At 73.7% G+C, this 14,819-nt stretch carries 12 protein-coding genes and 1 tRNA gene; 5 read left to right on the top strand and 8 right to left on the bottom strand.

The genetic code is table 11. From position 1 onward, the window contains the following. Positions 1 to 35 precede the first annotated feature (35 nt). From ACFWGP_RS13475 to ACFWGP_RS13460, 4 genes are all read left to right on the top strand, one after another. On the top strand, positions 36 to 905 hold the full coding sequence (locus ACFWGP_RS13475; protein WP_376931130.1) for an ABC transporter ATP-binding protein: 870 nt from the start codon (positions 36 to 38) through the stop codon (positions 903 to 905). Between the two features lie 73 nt (positions 906 to 978). Beyond that, positions 979 to 1,947: an iron-siderophore ABC transporter substrate-binding protein gene (locus ACFWGP_RS13470; RefSeq protein WP_376931129.1), complete on the top strand. Its 969-nt coding sequence runs from the start codon at positions 979 to 981 to the stop codon at positions 1,945 to 1,947. Further along, on the top strand, positions 1,919 to 4,054 hold the full coding sequence (locus ACFWGP_RS13465) for an iron ABC transporter permease (protein WP_376931128.1): 2,136 nt from the start codon (positions 1,919 to 1,921) through the stop codon (positions 4,052 to 4,054). Before ACFWGP_RS13470 ends, ACFWGP_RS13465 begins: the two co-directional genes overlap by 29 nt. 71 nt (positions 4,055 to 4,125) lie before the next feature. Further along, positions 4,126 to 5,064, top strand: a complete 939-nt coding sequence (locus tag ACFWGP_RS13460) for a siderophore-interacting protein (RefSeq protein WP_231431504.1) — start codon at positions 4,126 to 4,128, stop codon at positions 5,062 to 5,064. Here ACFWGP_RS13460 and ACFWGP_RS13455 read toward each other — a convergent pair. From ACFWGP_RS13455 to ACFWGP_RS13420, 8 genes are all read right to left on the bottom strand, one after another. Continuing rightward, a complete protein-coding gene (locus tag ACFWGP_RS13455) occupies positions 5,027 to 5,449 on the bottom strand; it encodes a Fe-S oxidoreductase (protein WP_376931127.1) in 423 nt (140 codons plus the stop codon). The two genes, ACFWGP_RS13460 and ACFWGP_RS13455, sit on opposite strands and share 38 nt — an antisense overlap. Next, the gene (locus tag ACFWGP_RS13450) at positions 5,446 to 6,969 is read right to left on the bottom strand and encodes a dihydrolipoyl dehydrogenase family protein (protein WP_376931253.1); all 1,524 of its coding nucleotides are present in this window, start codon (positions 6,967 to 6,969) and stop codon (positions 5,446 to 5,448) included. Before ACFWGP_RS13450 ends, ACFWGP_RS13455 begins: the two co-directional genes overlap by 4 nt. Positions 6,970 to 7,064: 95 nt before the next feature. After that, positions 7,065 to 7,916, bottom strand: a complete 852-nt coding sequence (locus ACFWGP_RS13445) for an arginase family protein (protein ID WP_376931126.1) — start codon at positions 7,914 to 7,916, stop codon at positions 7,065 to 7,067. Positions 7,917 to 8,081: 165 nt separating this feature from the next. After that, entirely contained in the window at positions 8,082 to 8,816 is a 735-nt protein-coding gene (locus ACFWGP_RS13440; protein ID WP_275506650.1) for a PspA/IM30 family protein, read from the bottom strand. An 88-nt stretch (positions 8,817 to 8,904) separates the two neighbouring features. After that, positions 8,905 to 10,959, bottom strand: coding sequence for a TPM domain-containing protein (locus ACFWGP_RS13435; RefSeq protein ID WP_376931125.1), 2,055 nt, complete (start codon positions 10,957 to 10,959; stop codon positions 8,905 to 8,907). Positions 10,960 to 11,130: 171 nt separating this feature from the next. Continuing rightward, a tRNA-Arg gene (locus ACFWGP_RS13430) sits at positions 11,131 to 11,203 on the bottom strand. Between the two features lie 63 nt (positions 11,204 to 11,266). After that, positions 11,267 to 12,460 carry an ROK family protein gene (locus ACFWGP_RS13425; RefSeq protein ID WP_376931124.1) on the bottom strand — a complete coding sequence of 398 codons (1,194 nt, stop codon included), beginning with the start codon at positions 12,458 to 12,460 and terminating at the stop codon, positions 11,267 to 11,269. Beyond that, complete coding sequence (locus tag ACFWGP_RS13420) at positions 12,460 to 13,080, bottom strand: iron ABC transporter ATP-binding protein (RefSeq protein ID WP_275506653.1); 621 nt, start codon at positions 13,078 to 13,080, stop codon at positions 12,460 to 12,462. Before ACFWGP_RS13420 ends, ACFWGP_RS13425 begins: the two co-directional genes overlap by 1 nt. 38 nt (positions 13,081 to 13,118) lie before the next feature. On the opposite strand from ACFWGP_RS13420, the gene ACFWGP_RS13415 reads away from it, so the two are divergent. Beyond that, positions 13,119 to 14,792, top strand: a complete 1,674-nt coding sequence (locus tag ACFWGP_RS13415; protein WP_231431497.1) for an arginine--tRNA ligase — start codon at positions 13,119 to 13,121, stop codon at positions 14,790 to 14,792. Positions 14,793 to 14,819 lie beyond the last annotated feature (27 nt).

The following is a 14,819-nucleotide window of genomic DNA, read 5'->3' as shown; positions in this document are numbered from 1 at the left end:
GACGAGGTTAGGTAAGCCTCACCTATAGTGGAGGCATGCTCGGTCTCGACCTCACGATCTCCTACAACGGCACGCCAGTCGTGCACGGCGCGGAGCTCCACCTCGAACCGGGCAAGGTCACCGCCCTCGTCGGACCGAACGGCAGCGGCAAGTCGACGCTGCTGCGTGCGCTCGCACGGCTGCACCGACCCGACTCGGGGCGCGTGCTGCTCGCCGGCGGCGACGCGCACACCGTCTCCGACGGGGCGCCGGGAACGGCCGACGACCTCGCCGAGCGGGGCGTCGACGCCGCAACGCTCAGCGCGCGCGAGTTCGCCCGGCGGGTCACGCTGCTCGCCCAGAGCCGCCCGACGCCGGGCGGGCTCTCGGTGCGCGAGCTCGTCGAGTTCGGGCGCCACCCGCACCGCGGCCGCTTCATCGCGGGCGATGCCGACGGTGCCGCGATCGTCGACCGGGCGATGGAGCTGACGGGCGTCGCGGACCTCGCGGCGCACGCCGTGGACGAGCTCTCGGGCGGACAGCTGCAGCGCGTGTGGCTCGCCGCCTGCCTCGCGCAGGACACCGGGGTGCTCCTCCTCGACGAGCCGACCACCTACCTCGACCTGCGCTACCAGGTCGAGCTCCTCGACCTCATCCGCGAACTCGCCGACGAGCACGGCGTGACGATCGGCGTCGTGCTGCACGACCTCGACCAGGCGGCGGCGATCGCCGACCGCATCGTGCTCCTCGAGTCCGGCCGCGTACGTGCCGTCGGCACCCCGGCCGAGGTCCTCGTCAGCGACGTGCTGAGCTCGGCCTACGGCATCCGGGTCGACGTCGACGTCGACGAACGCGGCTGCATCACCACGTGCCCCATCGGCCGCTACAACACCAGGCAGCGCAGTCCGCGCCTTGCCGTCGCCTGACCCGAATCCCCGACCACCCCCCATGCGCGGGCACCGCTGTGCCTGCGCGCCCGACCATGAGGAATCCTCTGCCATGAGAACACCCGCCATCGCCCTCAGCGCCGTCGCCGCGGCATCCCTGCTGCTCCTCACCGGATGCGGCACGACCGAGGCGCCCGAAGCGGCGACCGACGCCGACGCAGCGATCACCGTGACCGACGACCGCGGCGAGGAGATCACGCTCGACGCGCCCGCGGAGAAGGTCGTCGCGCTCGAATGGAACACGGCAGAGAACCTCGTCGCCCTCGGCGTCATGCCCGCGGGCGTCGCCGACGTCGCCGGCTACACGGCCTGGGTGCAGTCCGAGCCGCTCGACGAGGGCGTCACCGACGTGGGCATGCGCGGCGAGCCCTCCGTCGACGCGATCGCGGGCCTCGCCCCCGACCTCGTCGTCACCACGACCGACCTGCCAGAGACCGTGATCGCGCAGGTCGAGGAGTTCGCTCCCGTGCTCGTGGTGCGCGGTGCCGACGCCTCGAACCCGATCGGCCAGATGGAGTCGAACCTCGAGCGCATCGCCACGGCGACCGGTACCGAGGAGGAGGGCGAGGCGCTCCTCGACGGGTTCCACGCCAAGATCGACGAGGGCAGGGCCGCGATCGAGGAGGCGGGACTCGCCGGCACGCCGTTCATGATGAGCGACTCGTGGGCCTCGGGCGGCCAGGTCTCGATCCGACCGTTCACCGAGGGCGCCCTGCTCACCGCCGTCACCGAGGAGCTCGGCCTCGAGAACGCCTGGACGGGCGAGGGCGACGCCGACTACGGCCTCGGCTCGACCGACGTCGAAGGGCTCACCGGCCTCGGCGACCTGCAGTTCCTGTACATCACGAACGGCGAGGCCGACGCATACGCGGTCGACCTGGCCGACAACGCGGTCTGGAAGTCGCTGCCGTTCGTGCAGTCGGGCAACGTGCACCGCCTGCCCGACGGCATCTGGATGTTCGGCGGCCCCTCGTCGATGAACGACTACATCGATGCGGTCGTCGACACCCTCGCGGGCTGAGACGACCGTGTCGTCCGCCGCGCCGGCGGGGAGCCGTGAGCGCCCCCGGCTCGGCGCGGTCCTGCTGCTGGCCGTCGGGGTCGTCGTCGCGACGCTCCTGGCCGCAGTCCACGTCACCCAGGGGTCGTCGGGTGTCGGGCTGCCCGAACTCGTCGGCCTCATCACGGGCACCGGCGGCGACGACCAGTCGGCCGCGATCTTCCTCGCCTCCCGGATGCCGCGGCTCGCAGCCGGCGTCGTCGTCGGCATCGCGCTCGGGGTCGCCGGCCTCATCCTGCAGTCGGTCTCGCGCAACGTGCTCGCCTCGCCCGACACGCTCGCGGTCAACGCCGGCTCGTACCTCTCGGTCGTCGTCGTCGCCGCATTCGGCATCTCCCTGCCCGTGATCGGCGGCGGTGCCGTGGCCTTCATCGGCGGCCTCGCCGCCGCGGGGCTCGTGCTGGCGCTCTCGGCGAGCGGCTCGCGCGGCGCGACCGGCGGCTCCGGCGGATCGGGCGGCACCGTCCGCCTCGTGCTGGCGGGCTCCGCCATCGCGCTCGCCCTGACGGCGCTCACGACCATGCTGCTGCTGCTCTTCCCGGAGCGGACGACCGGGCTCTACGCGTGGAGCCAGGGCACCCTCGCGCAGACCGGTATCGGCCCCGCCGCGCAGCTCGCGCCGGTCGTCGGCGTCGCCGTCGCGGCACTCTTCGTGCTCGCACGCCAGTTCGACCTCGTCGCGCTCGGCGACGACACCGCGACGGTGCTCGGCGTCGACGTGCGGCGCACCCGCCTCGTCGGCGTCGTCATCGCCGTGCTGCTGTCGGCCTCGGCCGTCGCCCTCGTCGGTCCGATCGGCTTCGTCGGCCTCGCCGCGCCCGCGATCGTGCGGCTCATCGCCGTGCGGGTGCCGGGCATGCAGCGGCACGTCCTGCTCATCCCTGCGGCGGCGCTCATGGGCGTCATCGTCGTGCTGGGCGCCGACGTGCTGCTCCGGCTCGCCTTCGGCGGGGAGGCGGCCGTCGAAGTGCCGACGGGCGTCGTCACCACCATCTTCGGCGCGGTGTTCCTCATCGCGCTCGCGCTGCGGTCGCGCGCGACGAGCGAGGCCGCGAGCGGGTTCGTGATCGGCACCGGGCTCTCACGGCGGGGGCGCGCATTCGTGATCGCCGGGGCCGCCGTGCTCCTCGTCATCCTCGCGTTCGTGTCGCTGCTCCTCGGCGACGCGAAGCTGCTCGGCGGCGACGTGCTCAACTGGGCCACCGGGCAGGCGGGCCCGCTCGTCGAGTTCGTCATGAACACGCGCGCCCCGCGCGTCGCCGCCGCGATCCTCGCGGGCGCGGCCCTCGCCGTCGCCGGCACGGTCGTGCAGGCGGTCTCGCGCAACCCGCTGGCCGAACCCGCGATCCTCGGCGTGACGGGCGGCGCGGGAGTCGGCGCGGTGCTCGTCATCACCTTCTGGCCGCTCGCGAGCTTCGTCGCGGTCACGACCGGCGGATTCGTCGGCGCGGCGGCCGCGGCCCTCATCGTGTTCGGCCTGTCGCTTCGCGGCGGGCTCGCGACGAGCCGGCTCATCCTGGTCGGGCTCGGCGTCTCGGCTGCGGCCTCGGCGATGGTCGCGATGCTCATCATCGCGACCGACCCGTACAACGCCGCGAAGGCGCTGACCTGGCTCTCGGGGTCGACCTACGGGCGGACGTTCCCGCAGCTCATCCCGCTCGTCGTCGTGCTCGCCGTCGCGCTGCCCTTGCTGGTCGCGACCCGGCGCGAACTCGACCTGCTCGCGTTCGACGACGACACCCCTCGGGTGCTCGGCGTGCGACTCGGCAACGCACGGCTCGGCCTGCTCGCGATCGCGGTCGCGCTGACCGCGACCGCCGTCTCGGCGGTCGGCGTCATCGGCTTCGTCGGGCTCGTCGCGCCGCACGCCGCACGAGCCCTCGTGGGCGCCCGCCATGCGCTCGTGCTGCCGCTCGCGGCGCTCCTCGGCGCACTGCTCGTGACCGTCGCCGACACGATCGGCCGCACCGTCATCGCGCCCGGGCAGCTGCCCGCGGGACTCGTGACGGCCGTCGTCGGCGCGCCGTACTTCGTGTGGCTGCTCTGGCGCTCGCGCCGTACCGCCTGACGAACCGGCGGGCCGCTGCGCGACCCGCTCCCGCTCGATCCGACCCCGACCCCACGACAGGAGCCAGCTCCATGGCCAAGCCCGGATACCGCGTCTTCGAGACCGTCGTCGGCGAGATCCGAAGGATGTCGCCGCACTTCGTGCGGGTGACCTTCCGCGGCGATGATCTCAACGACGTCGGCTGGGACGGACCCGACCAGCGCATCAAGGTCGTCCTCCCGCTCGAAGGCGTCCCGGAGGGGGACGACGGGTTCGGCTGCTTCCCGAGGGGCGACGACTGGTTCGGCGACTGGCGCGCGCTGCCAGACGAACGGCGCAACCCGATCCGCACGTACACGATCCGCGACGCGCGCCCCGAGACCGGTGAGCTCGACGTCGACTTCGTCGCGCATGGCGACTCGGGGCCGGCATCGCGCTGGATCGCACGTGCTGAGCCGGGGGAGCGGATGCTGCTCGTCGCGCCCGATGCGACGAGCGACGAGCCGCCCGGCGGGTGGGAGTGGCACCCCGGCACGGCCGGCACGCTGCTCATCGCCGGCGACGAGACGGCGGTGCCGGCGATGAGCGCCATCCTCGCGCAGCTTCCGGCATCCGCGCGCGGCGCCGCGTTCCTCGAAGTGCCCGCCGCGGGCGACGTGCTCGACATCGAGGCGCCGCCCGGGGTCGTCGTGCAGTGGTTGCACCGCGGTGGCGACGAGCACGCTGAAGCGACCTACGGTGCCCGGCTCGTCGAGGCGGTCCGAGCCTGGGCCGACGACGAGCTCGGCGCTCGGGGCGCCGCCCGGGCGGAGGCCGCCGCCCCCGCCGATGCCGAGCTGCCCGCACTCGCCGACGACGAGATCCTCTGGGAGGTGCCCGAGGCCACGGCCGACGACGGCGTCTACGCCTGGCTCGCCGGCGAGGCGACGGCGATCACGACGCTCCGCCGCCATCTCGTCAAGGGCCTCGGCGTCGACCGCCGGCGCGTGGCCTTCATGGGGTACTGGAAGCTCGGCCGCGCCGAGGGGTAGCGCGCAGGTAGCCGCCCGCCTCGAGCCCGGCTTCGATCTCGAAGCCGTTGCGCAGCGGATCGCGCCCGGCGATGAGGTAGAGCACGGGCAGCAGCATGCCGTACTTGCGCCACTGGGCCTGGTGCACCGCCTCGTGGCCGAGCACCCGGTCGCCGTCGTTCGACCCCGTGAGGTAGCACCCGCCGACGCACGACCCGCCGCGACCGTAGGTCCACTTCGGCATGCCGGTGAACACGACGAGGCCGTTGCGGACGGTCACGGGGCCGGTGCTCCAGAGGAAGCCCCACGTGAAGCCGACCGCGGTCGCCCACCAGTAGCCGAGGCGGCTGATCCGCGAGTCGGTGAGTCGCACGCGGAGGGTGCGACTCGATGCGGGTGCGGTCATGCGGCGGGCTCCTCGTCGGTCGTCCCGGTGCGTCGCGAACCCCGAGGTTCCCCTCCCGCTGCGGCCGCGACGCCCTGTTCGGCCGCCTCCGGACGGCCGAGGGCCTCGAGGAGCCGAAGCCAGACCTCGCTCATCGTCGGGAACGCGGGAACGGCGTGCCACAGCCGGTCGACCGGCACCTCGCCGACGATCGCGATCGTCGCCGGATGCACGAGCTCCGCGACGTCGGGCCCGACGAACGTGGCGCCGATCACCGTGCCGAGCTCGCCGTCGACGACGAGCCGCGCCCGACCGGTGAAGCCGTCGGCGTGGATGCCCGCGCCGCTCACGGCGGCGAAGTCGACGTCCGCGACGCGGACGTCCCGTCCGGTGCGACGGGCGGCCTCGGCGGTCATGCCCACGGCCGCGCACTCGGGCTCGGCGAAGACGATCTCGGGAACGGCCGAGTGGTCGGCGGTCGCGGTGTGCGCGCCCCACGGCGCGAGGTCGAGCGGGCGACCGGTGGCGCGTGCGCCGATGAGGTCGCCGACGGCGCGGGCCTGGTACTTGCCCTGGTGCGTCAGGAGCGCACGGTGATTGACGTCGCCGACCGCGTACAGCCACGGCGTCTCGTCGTTGACGGCCGCCAGCACGAGCAGGCTGTCGTCGACATCGAGCCAGGCACCCGGCTCGAGCCCGACGGTCTCGAGCCCGAGCGAGCCGGTTCGAGGGCGTCGGCCGGTGGCGACGAGCACCTCATCGGCGACGAGCTCGTCGCCGTCGTCGGTCATGATGCGGACCGCCCCCTGCTCGTCGCGGGCGACGCGCACGGGTTCGACGCCGAGACGCACCGTCGCCCCCAGTCCGCGCAGACCCTCGGCCACCGCCTCGCCCACGAAGGGCTCCATCGCACCGAGCAGCCGGTGGCGGGCGAGCAGCACGACCTCCGTGCCGAAGCCGGCGAAGGCCGTGGCCGCCTCGACCGCGACGGCGCCGCCGCCGATGATCGCCAGGCGGCGCGGCGGACGCTCGACCGACGTCGCCTCCCGGCTCGCCCACGGCGCGGCCTCGACGAGTCCGTCGACCTCCGGGATCAGGGGATCCGACCCGGTCGCGACCACCACCGCATGTCGGGCCACGAGGGTGAGGTCCGAACCGGCGGGGCGCTCGACGACGACCCGGCGCGGCCCGTCGAGCCTGCCGTGTCCGCGTTCGAGCGCGATGCCGACGCTCTCGAGCCACCCGACGGCGCCGTGGTCGTCCCAGTCCGAGACCCACTCGTCGCGCCGGCGCAGCACCGCCGGCACGTCGAGCGCGCCGGTCACGGCCTCGGCCGCGCCGGGGACCCGTTGCGCCGCCCGCAGCGCCGCGGCACTCCGCAGCAGGGTCTTCGACGGGATGCACGCCCAGTACGAGCATTCGCCGCCGACGAGCTCGTGTTCGACGAGGACCACCTCGAGTCCGGCCGCCCTCGCCCGGTCGGCGACGTTCTCGCCGACCGGCCCGCCGCCGATCACGACGACATCCGTCTCGCGCTGCATCCCCGTCATCGGCGCCTCCCGTCGCGGCCGCAGTCGTCCTTCGCCACGGCCGACGAACCCCAGCCTAGGCCCGCCCGGGGGCGGGTCGCCGCGGATCAGGAACCCTGACGGCTGCCCGACGTCAACGCCCCGACGAGGCGCAGGATCGTCGGCAGGTCGTCGACCGCCGTCTCCGGACTCGCGGGGGTGAAGCCCGCGATGGCGGCACCCGCGAGCGGGAACCGACCGGCCACCTCGCGCAGGAGGGTCGCGAGCTCCGCGGCTCCGACACCGAACGGCATCGGGTACGAGAGTCCCGCGAGCGCCGACGGGTCGAGCACGTCGAGGTCGACGTGGACGAAGACGTGCGAGGCCCCCGTCGCCTCGAGCTCGCCGATCACGACGGTCGGGTCGGAGAGGTCCTCGACCGTGAGCACGGGGATCTCGTGCTCGTCGATGAACCGGCGCTCCTCGTCGTCGATGGCGCGCACGCCGCCGAGCACGAGCCGTGCGGGGGGCACCCGGGTCGCCTCGTCGAGCGCGAGTCCGTCGGCGCCCTCGCCGGTGATGGCGCGGAGCGCCATGCCGCCGAAGCCGCCCGACGGCGAGGTCTCCGGCGTGTTGAGGTCGGGGTGCGCGTCGAGCCAGAGCACGGCGAGGTCGCCACCGGTGCGTTCGACGGCGTGGGCGACGGCGGCGAGCGAGGTGCCGCAGTCCCCGCCGATCGTCAGGGCCCAGTCGGGCACGAGCGCGAGCGCCTCGGCCGCCGCATCCCGGACCCGCCGGATGGTGCTGTAGCGACGAACCCCGGTGCCGAGCGATTCACCCGCTTCGACCGGCACGTCGACGGTGACGGTCGCGGAGCTCGGCAGGTCGCCGAGGATCGCGGCCGCGCCGTCGGCGAGGCTCATCGCACGGGACGACACCGAGCCCTGCCAGAGCGGGACGACGACGAAGGTTGCTGGCATGCCTTCCAGTATCGCGCCGCCTGGCGCCGCACGACCAGCGCGACGGCCGATGTCGCCGACCATCGGGGGCGGGCCACACGATCGCATCGGCGGCCGACGGCTCCGACGACGGGGCGGATGCCTCGGGGCCGACCCCGAGGCATCCGCCCCGTCGCGCCTCGTGCGTCAGCCGCCGATGGCGCCCTGCGAGCCGCCCGCCTTCAACGCGGCGAGCCGCGCGTCGACCTCGGTGAGCTCGCCGAGGTCGTCGAGCTCGTTGAACTGGGCGTCGAGGCTCGACGCAGCGAGCTCGGCCTGTCCGCGAACGACGGCCTCCTCGCGCCGGATCTTGTCCTCGAAGCGGCCGATCTCGCTCGTCGGGTCGAGGATGTCGATCGACTTGACGGCGTCATGCACCTGCTTCTGCGCCTGCGCGGTCTTCGCCCGGGCGACGAGCTCCGATCGCTTGTTCTGCAGCTGGACGAGCTTCTCCTTCATGCCGTTGAGGCCCGCCTTGAGCTTGTCGACGACGTCGGTCTGCGCGGCGATCTGCGGTTCGGCGGCCCTCGCCTCGTTCTCCGACGAGATCTGGCGACTGAGCGCCACCTTCGCGAGGTTGTCGAACTTGTCGGCGCCCGCGGCATCGCCAGCGGCGCGCAGCTCGTCGCCCTTGCGGCTCGCGGCGACCGCCTTCTCGCCCCATTCGCGGGCGGCCTCGACGTCTTCGCGGTGGTCGTCCTCGAGGAGGCGCAGGTTGCCGATCGTCTCGGCGATGGCGGCTTCGGCGTCGGCGATCGAGTTGGTGTAGTCGCGCACCATCTGGTCGAGCATCAGCTGCGGGTCTTCCGCCTGGTCGATGAGCGCGTTGATGTTGGCTCGCACGAGCTGCGAGATCCGTCCGAAGATGGACTGCTTGGTCATGGTTACTCCCTCGTTCGTTGGCTGGTTTCGGTCGTCGGGCGGCCTGGGCGGCCGTGGGGTGATGCCGTGCTCGGCGATGCGTGGCGGTTCAGAATCGGCCTCCGCTTCCGCGGCGGCCGCTCGAGCCCGAGCCGCCGAAGCCGCCGCCGAATCCGCGCGATCGGCCCGAGCCGCCGAAGCCGCCGAACCCGCCCGATCCCGTGAACCCGCCGAACCCGCCCGAGCTGCGGGAGCCGCGTGGGCCGCCGCCCATCGAGCCGCCGATGATGCCGCCGATCACGGCGGCGAGCAGTTCGCCGCCGTCGACGCCGAAGTCGCCGGCCCCGCCCTGGTCGAAACCGCCGACGTCCTGCTGGGCGATGGCCAACGCCGAGGCGGCGAGTTGCTGGGCGCGCTCGGCGGTGGCGAGTGCGGCGGCGGGGTCGGTCGGTGCGGTCTGTTCGGCCTGCACGATGAGGCGGCCGGCCTCGGCGAGGCGGGTGCGCGCGTCGGCGCCGACGGCGCCGCGCCGGGCGACCATGTAGTCCTCGGCCGACTGCGCCTGGGCCCTCGCGGCCTGCAGCGTCCGCTGGAGCTGCGTCCCGAGCTTCGCCGCTGCAGCGGCGGCGTCGCGGGCACCCTGGATCGCGCCGTCGATCTCGGCATCGGCCTTGGTGAACCGCGCCTGGAGCTCGATCGGGTCTCGCCCGGTCGCGGCGACCGCGGTTCGCAGGGCGGATGCCTCGGCGGCGACCCGTTCGGCGACCGCAGCCGCGTCGGCGCCGAGCGAGCGAGCCGTCTCGACGTCGGCATCGAGCTCGTCGACGCCCGCCGCGACCGTCCGGTCGGCCGCGGCGAGCTCGTCGGCGAGCCGGTGGACCGCTGCGGCGAGGAGCTTCGCCTGGTCGACTGCCGCCTCGGCGGTCCGGATGCCGAGTGCGGCGGGGCCGGACTCGCCACGGGAGAGCGCCGCCGTCGCCTCGGCCAGCGTCGTGCGGGCGAAGGCCATGCGCGCCTCGGCCTGTGCCGGGTTGTCCGCGACCGGCGCGAGCGCCGAGGCGGCGTAGACGCCCTGCAGCTCGGCGAGCCGCTGCCCGGCGGGTGCGATGCCGGCTTCGACCGTGCCGGCGAGGGCGTCGACGCGGGCGAGCGCCTCCGGGGCGTTGCGCTCGACGTCGCGCAGGGCGTCGAACTGCTCGACCTGCGCGTCGAGGATGCCGTCGGCCTCGCCGGCGAGTCGGGCGATGTCCTGATACCAGCCGCGACGTTCGTCGTCGGTGTCGGGCTCGGCGTCGTCGAGTCGCTGCTGCAGTGCGAACGCCTCGCCGAGCTTCGCCTTCGCCTGGTCGAGCGCGGTGCGGAAGTCGGCCGTCGCCTGCTCGCCGAACGACGCGACGGCGAAGCCGAGCTCCTCCTCGCTCGTCCGCACGGCGTCGTCGGCCTGGACGAGCGCGGTGCCGGCCTGGCGCCGCAGCTCGTCGATCGACGGTGCCGGCGGTGCCGGCGGGATTCCGGGCTTCCCGGAGCCGGCCGCAGCGCGCCGCTTGCGACGGGCGAGGACGAACCAGACGATGAGGACTGCGGCGCCGGCGATCACGAGCAACCAGATCGCGCCCGTGCCCCCGCCCTGTCCCGTCGACGGCTCGTCACCGGGATCGGCTCCGGGCGCGACCGGACCGCCGTCGGCGTTCGCGTCGGCGATCGCCGACGCGCCGGCGATCGCGGCGCCGGCCCAGTCCTCTGCGCGGAGCTCGGGTTCGATGACCTGCGTCGAGATGCGCTGCAGCTCGGCGTCGCTCAGTGCGGCGTCGCTCGAGGCCGAGAGGTAGTACTGCCGGCCGTCGACCGCGACCGCGAGCAGGTAGTCCTCGGTGCCGAGGCCGTTGTCGATCGCCGTCTGCTCGGCCCACGCCTCGGCCGTCGCGGGATTCGTGAACTCGCCCACGTAGGCGACGAAGAGCTGGCGACCGCTGCGGTCCGCGAGGTCGCCGAGCGCGCGCTCGACGTCGTCGAGGTCGCCGCCGAGCACCCCCGCCTCGTCGACGACGGGGGAGGAGCCGAACGAGACCGGGTCGTCAGCCCACGCGGCGCCCGCGCCCGACAGGGCGACCAGCGCTCCCGCGACCATCGCGACGATCACGGACCACGTGCGCTTCGAAAGCATGCACCAGCGCCTTCCCCACTCCGAACGGACGAGTCCGAGTCTATGGCGGGGCGTGGCCGATCGTCCATGCGGTTGCATCGGGCACGGCGGCCGGCGGCGCATCCGCTTCAGGGGCCCCGGAACGCATTCGAGCGGGGAGCCGGAACCGGCTCGACCCGCTCGATCGCAACGTGCCCCCGGAGGGATTCGAACCCCCGACCTACGGTACCGGAAACCGGCGCTCTATCCCCTGAGCTACGGAGGCGCACAGTTGAAAACCCTACCATCATCCGGGCCCCGTCGACGCCCGTCGAGGAGCCCTCGGGGGTCAGGGCAATGCGAGTCGCGCGACCGTGCCGAGCAGGTCCTCGCGCACCTTCGCGGTGACGAACGCGGTCGTGCCCTGCAGCACGGCGTCGCCGTCGACGTGGGTGGCCACGACCTCGGGGTACCAGCGGCTGAGACGCCGGATGTCGCGCTCCACGGCCTCGGCGAGGCGGCTGCCGCCCACCGCCGCCGTCGGCCCGGCGAGCACCACGAGTCCCGGGTCGAGCATCGCGAGCACCGGCAGGGCGATGTGCGCGATCCGCTCGCCGAGTTCGTCGACGATGGCGTCCGTCGCGTCGCTCGCGGCGATCGCGGCGAGGAGCCCGGGGAAGTCGTCGGCCTCGACGCCGTGCGCCGCCGCCAGCCGGCGCAGGCCGATCGCCCCGACGAGGTCGCCGCTCGTCGTGGCTCGGTCGTCGAGCTCGCGCGCCTCGGCCGACAGCGGCAGGAAGCCGATCTCGCCCGCGCCGCCGAACGTGCCGCGGTAGAGGTCGCCCGCCACGTCGAACGAGGCGCCGACGCCGTTGCCGAGCCAGAGCAGCACGAACACGTCGCGGCCCTCGCCGGCTCCGGTCTCGCGCTCGGCGACCGCGGCGAGGTTCACGTCGTTCTCGATGTAGACGGTGACGCCGAGCGCCGCCTCGAGCGTCGCCCGCAGACCGGTCGTCGGCCAGCCGGGCAGGGTCTCGCTGAACAGCGCCCCCTCGCCGCCCGGGTCGACGTAGCCCGCGGTGCCGATGCCGACGGTGTGGACCGCGGCCGGGTCGGTGCCCGCCGCCGCACTCGCCTCGAGGATCGCCCGGCGCACCTCGTCGACCGCCGACCGCTCGCCGACGTCGCGCGGGAGCCCGATGGTGACGAGCGGCCGATCGCTGCCCGCGGCGTCGACGACCCGTGCGCGCAGTTCGAAGGCGTCGATCGCGATGGCGACCCCGAGCGGCCGATCGATGCGCGCCGCGTACAGGGTGGCGTTGCGGCCGGGGCTGCCCGCGACCTGGCCGCGCTCCTCGACCACGCCCGCCGCGATCAGCCGGCTCATCATCATCGATGCCGTCGGCTTCGAGACGCCGACGAGCTCGCAGATCCGGTTCCGCGTCAGCGGGCCGTGGTCGAGGAGGGCGGACAGGCCGACGCGGTCGTTGACGGCTCCCAGCCAGGAGGGAGTGCCCTGCGTCTGTCGCGTGGGCCCGGCCATCACGCGGCCTCGAGATTCGCGATGACCGCGCTCACGAGCGTCTGGGCGTCGCCCGGCTCCACGAGCTCGGTCGAGGCGATCACGATCCAGTAGGGGCCCGTGAACACCTGCGCCTCGCCGTTCTCGCCCGTGCGCTCGAAGTACCCCTCGACGTCGGGCGGCGTGCCGTAGGTCGGGACCGGGTGCGACGAGAGCGCTGCGTCGTTCTTGCGCGCCTCCAGGGCCGACTCCGGCGGCGTGGCGACGGCGACCTCGATGAGCGCGCCGTTCGTCTGGTTGACGAGGCCGCACGTGGTGCCCGCCTCGTCTGCGACGCCCGTGATGCCGTCGGCCTGCGGTTCATAGCCGGGTGCCGGGCTGTAGTTTGGGTTGAAGGCGTAGACGTCGTCGGGGGTGAGCAGCACGTCGCACGCGATCTCGAACGGGGTGGCGGGCTCCTCGGTCGGGACCGGGCTCTCGCTCGCGCCGGGCTCGGGCGCCTCGGACGCCGGGGGAGGCGTGGCGGAGCCGCTGGGATCGGGAGCGTCCTGGGCGCACCCGGTGAGCGCGAGCGCGGCCGCCGCGACGATCACCGCGAGGACGGTCGGGCGGTGACGGAGCGGGTGGGGCGAGCGCGGCATGTGACGAACCTTATCAATGAGGCGGATAGGATTTGCGGGTGACTCCCGCCGATCTCGCGAACGCCCTGTACGACCTCGTCCTCGCCCTGGTCGAGCGACGTCGTGCCGCCGGCGTCGAGGTCGACCTCCGGCTCGAGCCGGGCGACGTCGTGCTCGAGCGACCGAAGCTCCGCGAGCACGGCGACTGGGCGTCGTCGATCGCCCTGCGCATCGCCAAGCCGCTCGGAATGAACCCGCGCGAGGTCGCGGGCGAGCTCGCGCCCGCGCTCGCCGGAATCGACGGCGTGGCCAGTGCGGAGATCGCGGGCCCGGGCTTCATCAACATCCGCCTCGACGCCGCGGCCGCCGGGGCGCTCGCGAAGACGATCGTCGAGCAGGGCGCCGACTACGGGCGCAGCGACTCGCTCGCCGGCTCCGTCATCAACCTCGAGTTCGTCTCCGCGAACCCGACGGGGCCGCTCCACATCGGCCACACCCGCTGGGCCGCACTCGGCGACTCGATCAGCCGCGTGCTGCGCGCAGCCGGCGCCGAGGTGGCGAACGAGTACTACATCAACGACGCCGGCAACCAGATGCAGATCTTCGGCGCCTCGGTGCTCGCAGCGGCCAAGGGCGAGCCGACCCCGGAGGGCGGCTACCCGGGCAGCTACATCGCCGACCTCGCCGCCCGCGTGCTCGAGCGCGAGCCGAGGCTCGCCGAGTTCGAGCACGATGTCGCCCTGCACACCGCGACCGAGATCGCGTACGAGCTGCAGCTCGCCGAGATCAAGGCCTCGCTCGAGCGCTTCAACGTGCACTTCGACGTCTGGACGAGCGAGCGCCGACTGCACGCGAAGGGCGACGACGGCCTCAGCGACATCGACACGGCGCTCGCCCGGCTTCGGGCGCAGGGCCACGTCTACGACGCCGACGACGCGGTGTGGGTGAAGACGACCGACTTCGGCGACGACAAGGACCGGGTGTTCGTGCGCGGCAACGGCGTGCCGACCTACTTCGCGGCCGACTCCGCGCTCTACCTCGACAAGGGGGACCGCGGCTTCAAGCACAAGATCTACCTGCTCGGTGCCGACCACCACGGCTACGTGCACCGGCTCAGGGCCCTCGCGGGCGCCGCGGGCGACGACCCCGAGCGCGATGTCGAGGTGCTCATCGGCCAGCTGGTGAGCGTGAACGGCGCCCGGCTGTCGAAGCGCGCGGGCAACATCATCGAGCTCGACGATCTCCAGGCGTGGCTCGGCACCGACGCGCTGCGGTACACGCTCGCCCGGTACCCGGCCGACTCGCCGCTCACGATCGACCCCGAGATCCTGCAGCGTCGCGGCAACGACAATCCCGTGTTCTACGTGCAGTACGTGCACGCCCGCACGACGCAGCTCGCGCTGAACGCGCAGGCGTCCGGCGTCGACCGTTCCGCGTTCGCGCCCGAGCTGCTCGAGCACGAGACCGAGTCGGCGCTGCTCGGCGCGCTGCAGGAGTTCCCGCGCATCGTGGCCCAGGCGGCCGAGCTGCGCGAGCCGCACCGCGTCGCTCGCTATCTCGAGGAGCTCGCGGGGCTGTTCCACCGCTGGTACGACAACTGCCGCGTGCTGCCGCTCGGCGACGAGCCGGTGGGCGACCTGCACCGCACCCGTCTCTGGCTCAACGACGCGACCGGCCAGGTCATCCGCAACGGCCTCGACCTGCTCGGCGTCTCGGCGCCCGAGCGCATGTAGCACTCCGCATCCGAACGAGGGGGCACC

The organism is Agromyces sp. NPDC127015, from assembly GCF_042725165.1.
GTDB lineage: Bacteria > Actinomycetota > Actinomycetes > Actinomycetales > Microbacteriaceae > Agromyces > Agromyces chromiiresistens.
This window is presented reverse-complemented; position numbering and strand designations above follow the sequence as displayed.